General features: G+C 49.0%; 13 protein-coding genes, 1 tRNA gene and 3 pseudogenes. 5 read left to right on the plus strand and 12 right to left on the minus strand.

What is annotated here, in order from left to right; translation table 11 throughout:
• Positions 1–6: 6 nt before the first annotated feature.
• Positions 7–1,107: a redox-regulated ATPase YchF gene (gene ychF / locus ACN0UH_RS07265; protein ID WP_417661424.1), complete on the plus strand. Its 1,101-nt coding sequence runs from the start codon at positions 7–9 to the stop codon at positions 1,105–1,107.
• A 72-nt stretch (positions 1,108–1,179) separates the two neighbouring features.
• On the opposite strand, the gene ACN0UH_RS07270 is transcribed toward ychF, so the two are convergent.
• The gene (locus ACN0UH_RS07270) at positions 1,180–2,373 is read right to left on the minus strand and encodes a CynX/NimT family MFS transporter (RefSeq protein ID WP_417661425.1); all 1,194 of its coding nucleotides are present in this window, start codon (positions 2,371–2,373) and stop codon (positions 1,180–1,182) included.
• A 354-nt stretch (positions 2,374–2,727) separates the two neighbouring features.
• On the opposite strand from ACN0UH_RS07270, the gene ACN0UH_RS07275 reads away from it, so the two are divergent.
• Positions 2,728–2,804, plus strand: a tRNA-Met gene (locus ACN0UH_RS07275).
• An 80-nt stretch (positions 2,805–2,884) separates the two neighbouring features.
• On the opposite strand, the gene ACN0UH_RS07280 is transcribed toward ACN0UH_RS07275, so the two are convergent.
• From ACN0UH_RS07280 to ACN0UH_RS07290, 3 genes and pseudogenes are all read right to left on the minus strand, one after another.
• Complete coding sequence (locus ACN0UH_RS07280; protein WP_417661426.1) at positions 2,885–3,316, minus strand: hypothetical protein; 432 nt, start codon at positions 3,314–3,316, stop codon at positions 2,885–2,887.
• A 75-nt stretch (positions 3,317–3,391) separates the two neighbouring features.
• A pseudogene (locus ACN0UH_RS07285) lies at positions 3,392–3,836 on the minus strand (tyrosine-type recombinase/integrase); the annotation flags it as partial.
• Positions 3,837–3,866: 30 nt separating this feature from the next.
• Positions 3,867–4,124 (minus strand): annotated as a pseudogene (locus tag ACN0UH_RS07290) (DNA-binding protein); the annotation flags it as partial.
• A 444-nt stretch (positions 4,125–4,568) separates the two neighbouring features.
• Here ACN0UH_RS07290 and ACN0UH_RS07295 point away from each other — a divergent pair.
• On the plus strand, positions 4,569–5,705 hold the full coding sequence (locus tag ACN0UH_RS07295) for a PIN domain-containing protein (RefSeq protein WP_417661427.1): 1,137 nt from the start codon (positions 4,569–4,571) through the stop codon (positions 5,703–5,705).
• A 112-nt stretch (positions 5,706–5,817) separates the two neighbouring features.
• Here ACN0UH_RS07295 and ACN0UH_RS07300 read toward each other — a convergent pair whose 3' ends face one another.
• The gene (locus tag ACN0UH_RS07300; protein WP_417661428.1) at positions 5,818–5,988 is read right to left on the minus strand and encodes a YhfG family protein; all 171 of its coding nucleotides are present in this window, start codon (positions 5,986–5,988) and stop codon (positions 5,818–5,820) included.
• A 117-nt stretch (positions 5,989–6,105) separates the two neighbouring features.
• On the opposite strand from ACN0UH_RS07300, the pseudogene ACN0UH_RS07305 reads away from it, so the two are divergent.
• Positions 6,106–6,293, plus strand: a pseudogene (locus tag ACN0UH_RS07305) (integrase core domain-containing protein); the annotation flags it as partial.
• A 122-nt stretch (positions 6,294–6,415) separates the two neighbouring features.
• Here the strand turns inward: ACN0UH_RS07305 and ACN0UH_RS07310 are convergent.
• On the minus strand, positions 6,416–8,071 hold the full coding sequence (locus tag ACN0UH_RS07310) for a trypsin-like peptidase domain-containing protein (RefSeq protein ID WP_417661429.1): 1,656 nt from the start codon (positions 8,069–8,071) through the stop codon (positions 6,416–6,418).
• 404 nt (positions 8,072–8,475) lie between these two features.
• Entirely contained in the window at positions 8,476–8,964 is a 489-nt protein-coding gene (locus ACN0UH_RS07315; RefSeq protein WP_417661430.1) for a PaaI family thioesterase, read from the minus strand.
• 204 nt (positions 8,965–9,168) lie between these two features.
• On the opposite strand from ACN0UH_RS07315, the gene ACN0UH_RS07320 reads away from it, so the two are divergent.
• Complete coding sequence (locus tag ACN0UH_RS07320) at positions 9,169–9,375, plus strand: hypothetical protein (RefSeq protein ID WP_417661431.1); 207 nt, start codon at positions 9,169–9,171, stop codon at positions 9,373–9,375.
• On the opposite strand, the gene ACN0UH_RS07325 is transcribed toward ACN0UH_RS07320, so the two are convergent.
• The 5 genes from ACN0UH_RS07325 to ACN0UH_RS07345 form a co-directional block, all read right to left on the minus strand.
• Positions 9,372–10,307: a DMT family transporter gene (locus tag ACN0UH_RS07325; protein WP_417661432.1), complete on the minus strand. Its 936-nt coding sequence runs from the start codon at positions 10,305–10,307 to the stop codon at positions 9,372–9,374. The genes ACN0UH_RS07320 and ACN0UH_RS07325 overlap by 4 nt on opposite strands.
• Before the next feature lie 5 nt (positions 10,308–10,312).
• Positions 10,313–10,957, minus strand: a complete 645-nt coding sequence (gene can / locus ACN0UH_RS07330; protein ID WP_417661433.1) for a carbonate dehydratase — start codon at positions 10,955–10,957, stop codon at positions 10,313–10,315.
• A gap of 144 nt (positions 10,958–11,101) precedes the next feature.
• On the minus strand, positions 11,102–11,554 hold the full coding sequence (gene rimI / locus ACN0UH_RS07335) for a ribosomal protein S18-alanine N-acetyltransferase (RefSeq protein ID WP_417661434.1): 453 nt from the start codon (positions 11,552–11,554) through the stop codon (positions 11,102–11,104).
• A gap of 2 nt (positions 11,555–11,556) precedes the next feature.
• Positions 11,557–12,342: an energy transducer TonB gene (locus tag ACN0UH_RS07340; RefSeq protein ID WP_417661435.1), complete on the minus strand. Its 786-nt coding sequence runs from the start codon at positions 12,340–12,342 to the stop codon at positions 11,557–11,559.
• 285 nt (positions 12,343–12,627) lie between these two features.
• Entirely contained in the window at positions 12,628–14,952 is a 2,325-nt protein-coding gene (locus ACN0UH_RS07345; protein ID WP_417661436.1) for a DUF6160 family protein, read from the minus strand.
• Between the last annotated feature and the right edge of the window lies 1 nt (position 14,953).

Genomic DNA, 14,953 nt, shown 5'->3' on the forward strand with positions numbered 1-14,953 from the left:
AACACCATGGGATTCAATTGCGGCATCGTCGGCCTGCCGAACGTCGGCAAGTCAACCTTGTTCAACGCCCTGACCAAATCCGGTATCGCTGCGGAGAACTTCCCTTTCTGCACCATCGAGCCGAACACGGGCATCGTGCCAATGCCGGACCCGCGCCTGGATGCTTTGGCTGAGATCGTCAAGCCCGAGCGCGTGATTCCAACCACCATGGAATTCGTCGACATTGCAGGCTTGGTCGCAGGTGCCTCCAAAGGTGAAGGCTTGGGCAACAAGTTTCTGGCCAACATCCGTGAAACCCATGCCATCGCCCACGTCGTTCGCTGCTTTGAAGACGAAAACGTCATTCACGTATCAAACAGCGTTGACCCAAAGCGCGACATCGAGATTATCGACCTTGAGCTGATCTTCGCCGACCTCGACAGCTGCGAGAAGCAACTGCAGAAAACCACCCGCAACGCAAAGGGCGGCGACAAAGACGCAGTCGCGCAAAAAGCCTTGCTGGAAAAACTCATCCCTCACTTCACCGAAGGCAAGCCAGCCCGCACGCTGCTCAAAGACCTGGGTGATGACGAGAAGCAACTGGTTCGCGGCTTCCACCTGCTGACCAGCAAGCCAGCAATGTACATTGCCAACGTTGCTGAAGATGGCTTCGAGAACAACCCACTGCTCGACATCGTCCGCGGCATTGCAGACGCCGAAGGCGCTATCGTGGTTCCTGTTTGCAACAAGATCGAAGCTGAAATTGCCGAACTCGACGACGGCGAAGAAAAGGACATGTTCCTTGAATCACTGGGTTTTGACGAGCCAGGCCTTAACCGCGTAATTCGCGCCGGCTACGAACTGCTGAACCTGCAGACCTACTTCACCGCAGGCGTAAAAGAAGTACGTGCTTGGACCGTTCGCGTCGGCGCTACCGCTCCGCAGTCCGCAGCAGCCATCCACACCGACTTCGAAAAAGGCTTTATCCGCGCTGAAGTGATCGCCTACAACGACTTCATCCAATACAAAGGTGAAGCAGGCGCCAAAGAAGCCGGAAAATGGCGCTTGGAAGGCAAGGAATACATCGTCAAAGACGGTGACGTCATGCACTTCCGCTTTAACGTTTAACACCGCAGGCATTTACCAAGCCCCCGTGACTCACCTTGTGAGCCGGGGGCTTTTTATTGCCAACCGTCCGGACTAAACCGGCCCTGCGCCAACAAGCGGCTCACGCTGATTAATCCTCGCGTAGCTGGCCGGGCTAAACCGCAAGGTCAACAACAGCATCAGGACCAAGCCGACCAACATCACCAGCCACGTGCTGTAGAAAGACCCGCTCAGTTCCCGTAGCCAGCCTCCCAGTGACGGCGCAATAGCGTTGATCAAAAAGCCAAAGCCCTGCACAAAAGCCACCAATTGGCCAGCCGCTCTCGGCTCATGCAAGTGGTCGAGGCTCAGTAACAAGCACAACACAAAGCAAGCGCCTAAACCAAAACCGATCAACCCCACCCAGATCGCCGATGCCGCCAATGGCGCCCAGAGTAGCCCCGCATAGCCAACCACTTGCGCTCCCAAACTAATACCGAGCAGAGGCCGCCGATCCTTAAGGCGATGGGCCAGCACCGGCATCGACAACGCCGCCAGCACCTGAAAGATCGTCATCCACGCCAACAACGCGCCACTGGCCTGCTGGCTCCAGCCAAGCTGCTGATAATACGCAGGCAGCCACGCCACCATGGTCATGAAGCCCCAGTTACAAAAGCCAAAATAAATCGCCAACAGCCAGGCACGACGGTTGCTGATGAATGTCTTGAATGAAAGTTTTTGCGCCGAGGGGTGAGGCCTGTGCGACGGCATTTTGAACCACAGCAATGCGGCGAGCAGCGCAGGAATCAGCCAAATCCACAACCCCGCCTGCCAGTGCCCGAATGCATGGGCCATATGCGGACTAAGCAAGGCAGCCAGACCGCCGCCACTCATCAAGGACGCCGAATAAACCCCCATCGCCAAAGCCACACAACCAACAAACTGCCGCTTGATCATGCCCGGCACCAGCACCTGGATCAGCGCGACGCCAACACCACCCAACAACGCCGTAGCCAACAGCACGTTGCCGTCAGCGATAAACCCTCGCGCCAGGCATGCCAGAAAAATACACAGCAATCCAAGAGCAATGCCCCTGCCCTCGCCCAGTCGCGCCTCAATCCATGAGCCACACAGCGCCACCAATCCAATGCAAACAACCGGCAATGTGGTCAACAGCGCGGCCCCCTGGAAGCTCAATGACGTACTCAGCCGAATATCGTCCAGCAAGGGACTGATCGAGGTCAGTATTGGCCGCAGGTTAAGGCCCAATGCAACCAGCACCAGCCAACCCCAAAACCTGATCCCCATTCAAATCACTCCAGCAGTACAGATAAACCGTTGAACACACTGCACAGACGCATACTCCACAATAAACCTCGCACCTTGAGCCAAATAACCAGACAGCCATCAACCATGGATCGTTGATAGGCAACAGAGAAACAAAGCCGAAGCTCAAAGGAGGACAATTCAAGACCCGAGCATTGTGCCACGCCCGCCCGGAAAAGTTGACGCATTAGACAGGTAACAAAAAACCAGCTCGACGCAGCGGCAAGCTAAACCCGCCAAGTGCACGCATTGCGCGTAAGCACTTGATCAAACGCAATAATTTTATCAAAACATGCTTGACACCAACGCCGGAGACTAGAATAATGCGCGCCACTCGGCTACGTAGCTCAGCTGGTTAGAGCATAGCATTCATAATGCTGGGGTCCGGGGTTCAAGTCCCTGCGTAGCCACCAAACAAAACAAGGGTTTACCGAAAGGTAAGCCCTTTTTTGTGCGCGCGAGTGACTACAAAGTGACTACAGCGCGCCTACCCTTAATGAACATCTTCTTCGGATTGACCTAGCTCAGCTTGAAGCTTCAACAATTGCAGCTTTGCTATTTCCAGCTGAACCTTCTGTGTTTCATCAATGACCTTTTGAAGCCCGGTTTGCCAAAGGTAAAAGCCGTAGAAGGCTATACACACAGCCATCCCTATCAGTATCCCCAAGGATTTATTAAAGAAATCCTTATTAGCCTTAGCAACCTCTAAGAGCTTACCTAGAGCTTCAATTTTCACCTGGACAGAGGGCGTAGGCTCCTTTTGCTCCTTTAAAGTCTCAACCTCAACAAGCGTTGAGAAAACCGTCTCATTAGTGGATTGGCTGACGTATATAACCGCACCACAAGAAAAAATGATAAGCAGCAAGCCAAAAAGCGCGTAAAACTTATAAATATTGTCTGTAGGCAATGGAATTCTGCTTTGCATAGCTGGCCTTAAAGTTGATCTTGGTATGAACCAGTATGAAGCGAATAAGCCATAGATAACAATTAGCCACTTGGATCAAGCTGAGAAGCCAGTTTGGGCTAACGGAGAGAGCCTATGCGCTGATTCAAGATGATCCGGCGAAAGATGTGCATAACGCATGGTCATGCGTGATCGATGAATACCCCTGGATTCGCTGGAGGCTGAGAATATCCCCTCCTCCCATCATGTAATGGCTGGCGAAAGTGTGGCGCAGAATGTGGGTTAGTTGACCTGAAGTCTGGAAGCCGCACCGCTCATAGGCACTGCGAAAAGCAGCCCTGCAGGACATAAACAAACGACCGTTACCCGGCATGGCCACCTTGAGTGCTTCGGCTTCAACCTCTTTAGGTATTGGCACAGAGCGCTACTGGCGGTTTTTGGTGCGGTGAAAATGCGCCTTTCCCCCAAAGATCGCCGCACGCGTCAGGCTTTTGGCTTCATCCCATCGAGCGCCAGTTGCCAAGCAGATCAGAGCGTCAGGAATGAAAGCTCGGTTTGATCTGGCGAAGCGGTCACCCGCGCAGAAGATCGACTTGCCACGCTCAAGTTCACGGCGAATGCGATGCAGATTGATCACGCGACGGCGACCGATCTTGACCGTAGGGATGGCTTGAGACTCAACCCAGCCGCGCACTACATCGGCGCTGATGTCTTCAATACCGAGCATTTCAGCAAACACAAGCTGAGAGCAGAAAGGTGCATCACGAAAATCGGTGACGCGTTCGGCGTTTCCCTCTACGCTAAACCCCACTATTCCAGACTGTTCCATGTTTTGATCCTATAATCCGAGCAAAGAAAACGTGCTTGCAGATAAATGTACTTAATACACATGTACATATTACACCTAAAGCATAAAATGTACATAGCACATTTATGGCTATTTTCAATGAGCGAAGGCATTACCGATAGAGGCATCCAATTACTAGAGATGGCCAGTATCAAAACGCTTGTAGAGACCGGGAGTACGGAGTACGTGCGCTGGCAGAACATCAAGCGAGGAAAAGCGAGGATAGGAGCTAACGAGATAGAAATTCTCGGGCGTGCTTATCCTCAATACCGCTGGTGGCTAATCACAGGAGAAGTTCAACCAGGTAATGGACAGACAAGCCCTGAATATGACGAGGCCAATAGAAACTTGACCAGTCCAAGCGCGGGATAGCGATTACTCAGAAAATAGCTAAGCGCTGGTACGCCCGCAACAGAGAGCTGAAAGATGATTAATATAGTTATTGATACAAGTGTCTATCGAACAGACCCCAAGAGAAACAAAGCAGCTTTCCGGACACTAAATAAACTTATCAGTAACAAACTTATTAAAGTTCACATCCCAACAATAATAGAGAAAGAGTTTTCAACTCAGCAAGCCTCACAAATGGAAAGCTTAATATCTGAAGGAAACAAATTCATATCTTCGCTAAAAAAGAAAACGCCCGAACAGATCCACACTGCCATTAGTGACATTGAAAGAAACCTGATAAATATATACAAAACAACAAAAATTGAACAAGAAAATGGATTAAAAAACTGGGCAAAGAAAATAGAAGCGACGATTTACCCGATAGATCCAGAGCATGGAAATCTTGTTCTAGAGTCATACTTCAATGGCTCTGCTCCCTTCTCGCAACCTAAAGAACGCAAAGACTTCCCTGATGCGTTTATTTACGAATCTATAAAAGACATTGTTAAAACCCAAGAGTCACTGCACTTTATTTCTGAAGACAATAATCTTCGCTCTTGCTGTGCAATGATTCCCAAAGTACATACACATAGCAATCTTGAAGACTTTCTTAAATCTGACACCTGCATAAAAGCGACCCAACAGCTAGAAAACATTGCAAACTTTAAGTTATTCACCAACCATATCAACTCATACCACGACCAGTTAGAAAAGCAGCTTGCTGGCATGCTTGAAGCTTTTCTACCATACGAGCGCTTTCGAGACTCTCATTTCAAAAGCGATGACAATATAGGCCGAATTGAAACACTAGGGGAACTACAAGGAATAACATTTGACAACAACAATATTGAACGACTAGCGCCCGACACTATTTTATTACCATTCTCTTGTGAACTAGAAGCACTGGTGTATTACTCAATTCATGTGAGCGACTACAGCTCAATGACAGATAACGAGTCAGACGGGATACGAATAATAGAAAATGAAAACAGCTCTGACCATTACCTTGAAGCAAGCGAAGAAGTAAATATTTTAGTAAGCGGAATGTTTTCAATCTCCATGAAATTTGATCCTGGAGACACTATAGATGATCCAGACACTTATTTTTCCGAGCTATTAGATTTTGCGTTATTCACAATCGAAGAAATTAGCGCCATAGAAGTAGTAAATTAAAAATACGCCCCCAATAATAACACCACACCAATAAATAGGTAGTGCCGCAAAATCATGTACAAGAAGGCGAATAGTGACTACCAAGGCAATTTCAGTAAAAAAAATTAGAATATTAAATAAGCTTTCTAAGACAGGCACGTAAAACGGATTCACGGGTGGGAAGCTTACGTGTAGCGTCTGCCTGAGTTACTTGGAAGCCTTCCAAGCGGAGACTGGCAACATAGTTAGACCGGCGAACCCTAGCGTAGTAAGCCTTTTTACCTTGAAGAGACGCAGGAGGCATAGATGAGCCCTTTCGCTGTGTACTGTTTGATTATAACGAGAACCTGCAGAGCTACCTGCCACAAAACACATACCACAGCAGCTTGCTAAGCGATAACTACATCACATTTTTTTTGCAAGTCCGCGGCAGAAAGCCTATGTCGAACGCTACAACCGCACGGTGCGTTACGACTGGGTCGGGCATACTTGTTCGAATCAATTACTGAAGTGCAGGAGCATGCAACTCGCAGGGTCTGGACATACAATCACGAGCGGCCAAATATGGCACTGGGAGCCCCCCCCCCAAAAAAAAATAACAGAAGTTGATCCTCGCGGCGTAACCTCTACTTCTAGCGAGCACTATAAATGGGGGAATTACCATGCCATACAGATCACGACCAACCAAAATAGCAACATGGCCTGGGCCTGCACAATTGAAACGCGAGAAATCACAAAATCTTGCCGTACTCTAACAAAACCTTTTCAAGCTCACTGACACAAATAAAAGAGTTTGTTTGAGTACCATTAACAGCGCCTCTCGCAGCAACTCCAACTACTTGCTCTGCGTTATTAAGAACGGGACCACCACTATTACCGGAGTACAAAACTTTATCAACCACAAAATACCTAACAGTGCTAGCGATATAAGTATTTGTAATCAGAGCCCATACTCTACTAACATGCGGAGAGCTGGATTTATAACTAGGAAACCCCCAAATAGAAACTTCATTATCAACTGTGGCCAGCAACACATTCTCCAAACGCAAAAATGGAAGCGCTATAGCGTCGGATTCTAGCTTTAGTAAAGCAATGTCTCTATGCCAGTCGAAATGAACAACTTTAGCAATATATTTTTCTGTCCTTTTATTTGCGCGAAAAACTTCAACACTGGACAAGTGGTCGTCCTGAGATGTCCCTACAACATGAGCACAAGTGACAAGCAGCTGGCTTTCAAGCATGAAAGCAGTTCCTTGACTATCCGTATCATAGTCCTCAACGACCCAACATTTTAAAGCCACTGCATTACTTAAGCCAGTCTTCACACTTGAAAAACTCGGAAGCAAGGGGACCTTATACTTACTAGATAAAGCATTGAATCGCCTAGCAATGCGCTGATATACAGGTGACTCAACACCTTGCACTTGCTTGATGAACAGAAGTCTACCCTGCACATGGGGTTCAATATTGAAATCTTCGTCTTTGCGTAATTCTCGACCTTTAGCAGCAGCCTGCTCTAAACCATAAGTTTCCATTGAATGGATTAAAGCACAAGTTTTTCTGACAAAACGACGATCAATATTAATTTTTTTGTTGACCGTTAAACCTGTAACTACCTGCCTCTCATACTGCCCTTGAAGTCTTACCTTCGAGTTATTAATAGAAAAACCATTTCCTGTGACTATATCTGAAAAGGCTTTACCAATTTTCGCACCATAGTGGCTAAAACCCTCTATAGAGCCTCTCGGAACAACAATATCATGAGGAAGAAACTCAACAGGGCAATAAAATGAAAAAGTAATATCATCTGCATAGCGAGTATATTTTGCACGGTGTTTTCTAGCGAGAGAACTTAGCTCTCGGTCAAGACGTGAACAGATCATATTAGAAATCAAAGGGGAAGTGGGTGCTCCCTGAGGGAGAACGCCATCAACAGTACATAGATGTGCGATAACACTAGCAACACTTTCAGAAATTCCGTAAGGTTCGCTAATAAGAAGCCCACGAACACGAGGAAAAGTAATAGAGTGGAAAAAATCTTTTAAATCAACATTAAAAACGAATTTTTTTCTAGCATGCTCATAAGCATTATCAGAGATAGAAAACCCTTCAACAAAACCTTTAACAGGACTTCTAGGTCTGTATAATTGAGCAAGAGTCAAAGAGAGCTTTTTTTGGAGTGACTTCAATTGAGGGCTAGGCGCCCTAATTAATCTTTTCTCCTTACTCTTTTTGGAAATATTAAAACTTGTATAATGACCCGAAATATTTCGCTGATAATAAAAATACCTTATTTTCTTATAGCTTGTACCAAGAAACTCAGCTAGAAGCTCAGGTGTTAATATAGACTCACGAAAATTTTTATTTTTGAAGTTGCCCCCACCCATATTTCACCTTAAATCTACTAGAGCTAACCATTCAAGTTAACTAATGTAACCATGATAGCAATTGAGCCTACCCTTTCTGGTTCTGGTCGCATTTGAACAACCCTGATTAATTCGGGTGGGAGCAATGTGACAATACACAAAATCAATAAAATGGTATAGATCTAGTGACTACAAACAGCAAACTGTATGAAACAGACTGGCTTAAGCGAGCTAGATGTGAGGTGATCACCTGATTTTATGGGTAACTATGGACACATGAGCAAGCAATCAAGCGATTCATAATGCTGGGGTCCGGGGTTCAAGTCCCTGCGTAGCCACCAAACAAAACAAGGGTTTACCGAAAGGTAAGCCCTTTTTTGTGTGCGCGAGTGCGCTATTCCCTAGCGCCCTTGCATGTGTTCGTCTCATCGTCCGTACGCTGCGGCACTTAGCTGTACGGTGTCGACGCGTACAAATACTGAATCACCAATTGCCGTGAGTACATCGCCTGCGTAGACCTCACAGATGACTCGGCTCTTGCGCCCTACTTCGCCTTCAACTTTAGCGCTTAGGGTGAGCGGCACGCCCATTGGGGTTGGTTTGATAAACTTTATACCGAGGTTGCCGGTGACGCAGTCAATGCGCGGCAGGCTGCCGACTTCTCGACCTTCGGCGCGAAAATGATAGGCCATGGCAGTCCAGTTCGAATGGCAATCAACCAGCATCGCAATTAACCCGCCGTAAACCAGTTCTGGCCAACCGGTGTATTTATCATCTGGCAAGTACTCAGCCATGATGTTCACGCCATCCTCATGCCAGTAGCTTTTGACATGCAACCCATGCGGGTTGCTACTGCCGCATCCATAACAGATACCTTCTGGCGCGGCGGCGTCTTGGAGGGAAACCCTGTGCATGCTTGAACACCTCTTGATTACTTTTTGCTGTGCGCTTCAGTTTGCACAACGATAGCGACCGCAACCATGCCGTAAAATCACGTATAGGCGCAATAATTTCAGCATACGGCTCGCTCGAAGAGCCGCATAATCAGCAACCAATCTAGCAGTGTTTACTGGCCGCAAGCCTGCAATACCCTGCGCCCGAATGTATGGAGCGATGCTGTGAGCAACAACTTTGAAAATCTGCGCGCTGAGCGTGATATTGAATACTATCGCGCGAAGCCCAGCGCTAACTACGCGGGTTTGTGGAAGCAGATCGCGCTGGGGATTGTGGTCGGCTATACAGTGCTGAGCCTGCTTGGTTTCGTTGCCACGATGCTGTGGCTGAAACTCGCTGCGAGCGGCCTTCAATTACAGGTCCCGAGCTAGTCAATAACCCTAGCTTGAACCTTGGGCGCATTGTTGGCTTTCATCTGAGTTGCCAGCAACAGGCCACTGAAGATCAAGCCACCACCGATCCAGTGATATACCTGCAAGCTTTCGCCCAGCAGCAGCCAAGCCAAGATAGCGGTGAACACCGGCATTAAGTAACTGGTCAGCGCTGCTTTTGCGGCGCCAACCACACGAATGCCGTGGTTCCATGCGAGATAGGCGACCAAGGATGCAAACAGTGCCGTATAGATAATCGCGCCAATAGTGGTAGCACTTATATTGACTTGGGCACCCTGAGCCAGCTCGAACAGGTAAAACGGCAGAATCATCGGCACACCGAGCACCATCAGAGCTCCAAGCAGCGCCAGCGGAGGTATGGGCTGCAAGTACTTGGACCAACGCCGAAGCAGCAAGGAGTAAAAGGCCCAATCCGTCACAGCCAGCAGCATGATCAAGTCACCAGGGTTGAACGACATTGAAGTCAGCGTCGCCCAGCTGCCCTGAGTAATCAAAATCAACAAACCGATCGCCGCGATAAACATGCCCAGCCAAGCACGTCGCACTGGCCACTCACCAAGCAGTAGCCCCCCGCCAATAAAGGTCACCAGCGGCAAGCATGTACTCACTAGCGTGATGTTGATCGCGACGGTCGTTTGCGCTGCGCTGTAGAGCAGTGAGTTATAGGCGCTGATGCCGCAAGCAGAGAGCACCAATAAACGCCAACCAGCATGTTTCAAATCGGCGATATGTCGGTGCAACGGCACAATCACAAACGGCAAGAGCAGCGCACAGGCGAGGCTCCAGCGCCAAAATGCTAAGGCAAAGGGCGAGATGTCATTGTGAACCGCTCGGGCAACTAACGCATTCCCTGACCAGCACAATATGGCTAGCAATAGGCCTAGCGTGGCCCATGTACGAGAGTTTTTCATATCGGTTATTTGGGGCTGACGGGAAGTAACCGGTATTGCGCTGGCAGTTGATTAATACCGTCGACGGTCACGTTCAGGTCCTTCCAGCGACCGTCTTTGATGCCGTAAATACAGCCGTGTACAGACAGCGACTCGCCACGATGCCAGGCGTTCTGCACGATAGTTGTGTGGCTGACATTGGCGACTTGCTGCATGACATTGAGCTCACACAGGCGATCGACCCGGTCTTCCTCATTGGCTAGCTTTTCGAGATCTTTGCTGTGTTCGTAGTAGAGATCACGGATAGTCCGTAACCAGCCATCAATCAGTCCGTATTGGCGGTTTTGCATAGCGGTGCGCACACCTCCGCAGCCGTAATGACCTGTGACCAGAATATGCTTAACCTTTAGCACCTCGACCGCGTACTGGATCACCGACAGGCAATTCATGTCAGTGTGCAGCACCACGTTGGCAACGTTGCGATGTACAAACAAGTCGCCGGGTAGCATGCCAACAATCTCGTTGGCCGGTACGCGCGCATCTGAGCATCCAATCCACAAATATTCGGGCGTCTGTTGCCGTGCCAGCTTGGCAAAGAACTCTGGATCGCGCTGAGTGATTGCCTGAGCCCACCGTTCGTTATTATCGAAGAGGTGTTGTAAATCACTCATTCCGTTTACTCCAAAAATACTGAGGTGCGCTTCAAGCGCCGCAATGAAGGTTTGACAAGCCGGTTCGCGTAACAGTCACAGTTACGCACCGTCGCCACCAATACTGAAGCCAGCACCCAGAAAGATTGAATAGCAGTAACGTGCTCAATCTATCAGCGTACAAGCCATGACCAGTGCATCTTCTCGACCGCCCACCGCAGGGTAGTAATCACGGCGGCGGCCGATTTCATTGAAGCCGTAGCGTTCATAGAGTCTATAGGCCGCCTGATTACTAGAGCGAACCTCCAGAAAACACTCGCCCGCCTTTAGCTCCATCGCACGTTGCATTAGGAACTCAAGTAAGCGCAGACCATATCCACAACCCTGACTTTCAGGCTTAACCGTGATATTGAGCAGATGTGCTTCATCGATGATCACATTGATGACACCGTGCCCCACCTGTTGCGAACCTGCAAACATCACCCAAGTGTCGTAAGACTTAAGACTGTCAGTGAAGGTACCGCGTGTCCATGGATGGCTGTAAGCGGCGTACTCAATTTTTAGTACAGCCTCAATATCCGCCTCTGTCATAGGGCGGAAAGATAGTACGTCACTCATTCCTACGGACTCATCCAACGTTGACTTACGCGGCGCATCGCCTGCCATAGCGCAGCTTTACGTATAGGCTCATCCATTAACAACTCCAAGCCAGGTACCGCCCACGCACTGCCAATGCCATCAATTTGCAACTCTCGGTTGTAGTCGCTTGCATCGGCTTCACCGGCAAAGCGAATTGCAGGCAAACCCACTAACCATAAGCATGTGCAAGGCTCCTGCTCTTCTAAGCGAGCCGAAACAAAACTTTGCACGAACTCAAGGGCTGCAGCCGGACCTTGGTCCATGTTGCCACGTGACAATAATGGCCAACGCACGGGCTGGCCAATTATGTGTGGGCTATCCGGCAAACCAGCGGCGCAAAGCAAATCTTTGAGAAGCAAATAGGCTGGATCGCGCCCTTGCAAAGGCTCACCGGTGGGTAGCTCAACCAGGATTGCACAATGACCTGCGCGCAGCAGCTGTAAAGCAAAACGCGGAGGTGGTTCTACCTTGGGTTTTACCGAAGCCTTTAGCGTCTGCTGCTCATCACTCACCACTGGACGAACATTGCGCTCGTGTGGCTTAGACCGTGGTACTTCAACTCGAGGCCGCGCGACTGCAGATGCATCAACGGCTGGTTGTGTCTCAGGGGCAGTAGTTACCTGTGGTTGAGCCTCTACAATCGGCTCTTCAAATGGCTCTAAAAGCTCTGGCCGTGAAGGCGCAGCAAAGGGTAATGCCACGCGAGGCAGCCAATTGGCGACCTGCATTGCACTCAAATAAGCCCTGCGGCGTAATTCTGGAATCAAAGGACAACTACCTGTGGATGTGCTTATTGGCCTACCTGCGTTGAGCCCAAAGCACTTATGCAAGGCTTAACAGGTGCCCCAAGAATACCAGTAACACAGCCAAGACCAATAACAATACGCCCACTCTTTGCCAGAAGAGCCAGCATATTTCCTTGATCGCCTCTATTTATGCAGGTGGGAGCAAGAACAATTTCTAATAAGAATGGGGCTTAGTGATTTTCCAGATTGGCACCGACCAGCCAGCACAATCCAGGGTGCTTGTGATGCACGAGGATAAGCACACACTCAATTGATCGGTGTAGCTGTAAGGTTTGCGCGGATATCCGCATTTTGTAGTTTTACGCCATAGAAGGAGGTAACACTGCCACCGGTGGGGTGAACATTTTGAAACCGCTCAATATTGATCTCCTTGAAATGTGCGCGTGCGTTCACTGCGAAACCAAGTGGGTCAGGGGTAATCGGTGTGCAGCCGGTGCTGTTTTTTATACAGACACTGGAAGGCGCAACATCTAGGCCTAGGTCGACATTAAAGCCATAGGTATTTTGATCGGGATTCGCAGGATCACCATCTGAAGTGTAGAAATTATCAATAACCCACTGACTACCACTGCCATTGACTTTATTAACCCGGCCGTTTTCGAGAATAAATTGATTACGCTTATCATTGTTTGAGACCGCATTCTCTGGACTACCAGTGTTGTCCCGAACAAAAACACTCTTCAATTTAGCGCTAAGCCCTTCATTGCCGCGATCATCCCAGCGCCCGCCACTTGCAGAACAAGCGCCGGAACTCGTCCCCGAACCACCGACACACAAAGCGCCTGCACCACCGGAGCTCAACGCCAGTAATGAGCCCTGCTCATAACGCTTAAGCACAATTCTGCCTACGCTTCTTCCAGTGTCTTTATCACCCAGACGCAAATCAGAGACATCAAGCTTTGACCAATAAGTGCCTTTTCTGAACTCAACTCCCTGATTGCCGACATCCACAGAACCATCACGATAATGCATCTCATACTCGGCGCCACTCAGCCATAACCCCTGACTATTCTCATCAACTGTTATCGCAGCATTCGCTTCGGTGGCGTAGAAGTCGGCGTTAAAACCAAAGCCATCATCAACAAAGCCGCCAGGCTTAAGTGTCAACTGACCATTAAGGGTGAAATCGTAAGCTGGAAAAATCGCGAGCAATACCAGTAACTCGCTACCGCCTTGGAGTGGCGCATCAGGCTGCCCAACACGTATCCCATCGAGACTATAACGACCAACGACATCGTTAAGGCCGAATCTAATGCCATCGAAATACCCGTCATAACTCCCGCTAGAAGAGTCAAGATCATTGAGCCCAGAGTAACAACCTGCAGTGAGGCCGGTTGCACAGCTTTTGGTTATATCAACTTCCACTTGACCTGTACCGTAGCTGCGCAAGCCGCTAAACCACAAACTATTGCCGTTATCGGTCAGTGATAAAGCGCCATCAGCCAAACTCCAACTAACATCTGCTGTTACCCCTTCGCTGCCTGAATTGGTATCTCCTCCCGGTCGTAACTTCAGATAATTTTCATACACGCCTTGATTTTGAAAACTGAGGTCAAAGCCGACGCTACCGACTCTTTGACTAGCAGGGTCACCAATAATCAACCCTTCCAGCGCTGCGGCGAGGTTGATATCTTGAAACGCTAATTTTACATAGCTGCCCTGGGCATCTTGCTCAAGGTCGAGGGTCAAACCTGATTGGCTAGTAACCACGCCTGAGTAGTTTTCAGCACGTAATACGCCAGAGTCAGTGTATTGAAAAAGACTGTTGGCAATAGTGATGTCAGGTATCAGGCGTAATCCCTCTCCGCTCTGGCCACCACCCGCGATACTGATGCTGCCACCAAGCCGTAGATCCATATTTAGCTGGCCAAAGCTGCGCCCTGACTGCGGGTCACGACGATCAGGGGCGCTTGGCGTAGCTGGAATACCAGCGACAGCATCAGAATGAGCAAGGTCAAGGCCAATACCCGCAACCGAAGCAACAAAGCGTGAGTCGCCAAGATCAAGCTTTACCTGCTCGCCATTACCGCCGCTAACAATATCTATATAGGCATTATTCAGAAAGGTATCGAACGAAACCCCTTTAACGATCAGATCAAGTCCATTATCACGGTAGTAAAATGTAGTATCGGTTAGTGAAAGTTTGCTGTCATCAATCGAGAATCCACTAACACCACTTGCACCTCCGCCCCTTAACTTCAGGCTGGCGCCCAATGTTGAGAACATCCGTAGACTGCCAAAGTTGTTCGGGTTGCGTGCGATTTCAACCTTGCCAACGGACAACTCATTAGCACGCCCTTTATGCTCAACCTGAAGTCGACCATCCAAGATATCTATCGTTGTATTTGATGCAGTGTTGGGTGATTGCGGCCGGCCACTGACATTTTTAAGGTTCAGCATTTGCCCGTCTTGAGCATAATCAATACTGCTTGTGGACCAACCCGGACCGCTGGTCTGTATGCTAATACCGTCCTGCCCCGTAACCGCTGATAAGTCGTTATCATCAAGCGCTTGCATGGCCTGCAGAGTCGAACTAAAAAGACCAATAAGACAAAGTGAATAACGATACATG

The sequence above is a fragment of the Pseudomonas sp. genome (assembly GCF_048265905.1).
Classification (GTDB): Bacteria; Pseudomonadota; Gammaproteobacteria; order Pseudomonadales; family Pseudomonadaceae; genus Aquipseudomonas.

Bases quoted from the DNA above. Each gene is read 5' to 3' on its own strand.
- ychF (WP_417661424.1), top strand. From the start codon at position 7: ATGGGATTCAATTGCGGCATCGTCGGCCTGCCGAACGTCGGCAAGTCA.
- ACN0UH_RS07270 (WP_417661425.1), bottom strand. From the start codon at position 2,373: ATGGGGATCAGGTTTTGGGGTTGGCTGGTGCTGGTTGCATTGGGCCTT.
- ACN0UH_RS07280 (WP_417661426.1), bottom strand. From the start codon at position 3,316: ATGCAAAGCAGAATTCCATTGCCTACAGACAATATTTATAAGTTTTAC.
- ACN0UH_RS07295 (WP_417661427.1), top strand. From the start codon at position 4,569: ATGATTAATATAGTTATTGATACAAGTGTCTATCGAACAGACCCCAAG.
- ACN0UH_RS07300 (WP_417661428.1), bottom strand. From the start codon at position 5,988: ATGCCTCCTGCGTCTCTTCAAGGTAAAAAGGCTTACTACGCTAGGGTT.
- ACN0UH_RS07310 (WP_417661429.1), bottom strand. From the start codon at position 8,071: ATGGGTGGGGGCAACTTCAAAAATAAAAATTTTCGTGAGTCTATATTA.
- ACN0UH_RS07315 (WP_417661430.1), bottom strand. From the start codon at position 8,964: ATGCACAGGGTTTCCCTCCAAGACGCCGCCGCGCCAGAAGGTATCTGT.
- ACN0UH_RS07325 (WP_417661432.1), bottom strand. From the start codon at position 10,307: ATGAAAAACTCTCGTACATGGGCCACGCTAGGCCTATTGCTAGCCATA.
- can (WP_417661433.1), bottom strand. From the start codon at position 10,957: ATGAGTGATTTACAACACCTCTTCGATAATAACGAACGGTGGGCTCAG.
- rimI (WP_417661434.1), bottom strand. From the start codon at position 11,554: ATGAGTGACGTACTATCTTTCCGCCCTATGACAGAGGCGGATATTGAG.
- ACN0UH_RS07345 (WP_417661436.1), bottom strand. From the start codon at position 14,952: ATGTATCGTTATTCACTTTGTCTTATTGGTCTTTTTAGTTCGACTCTG.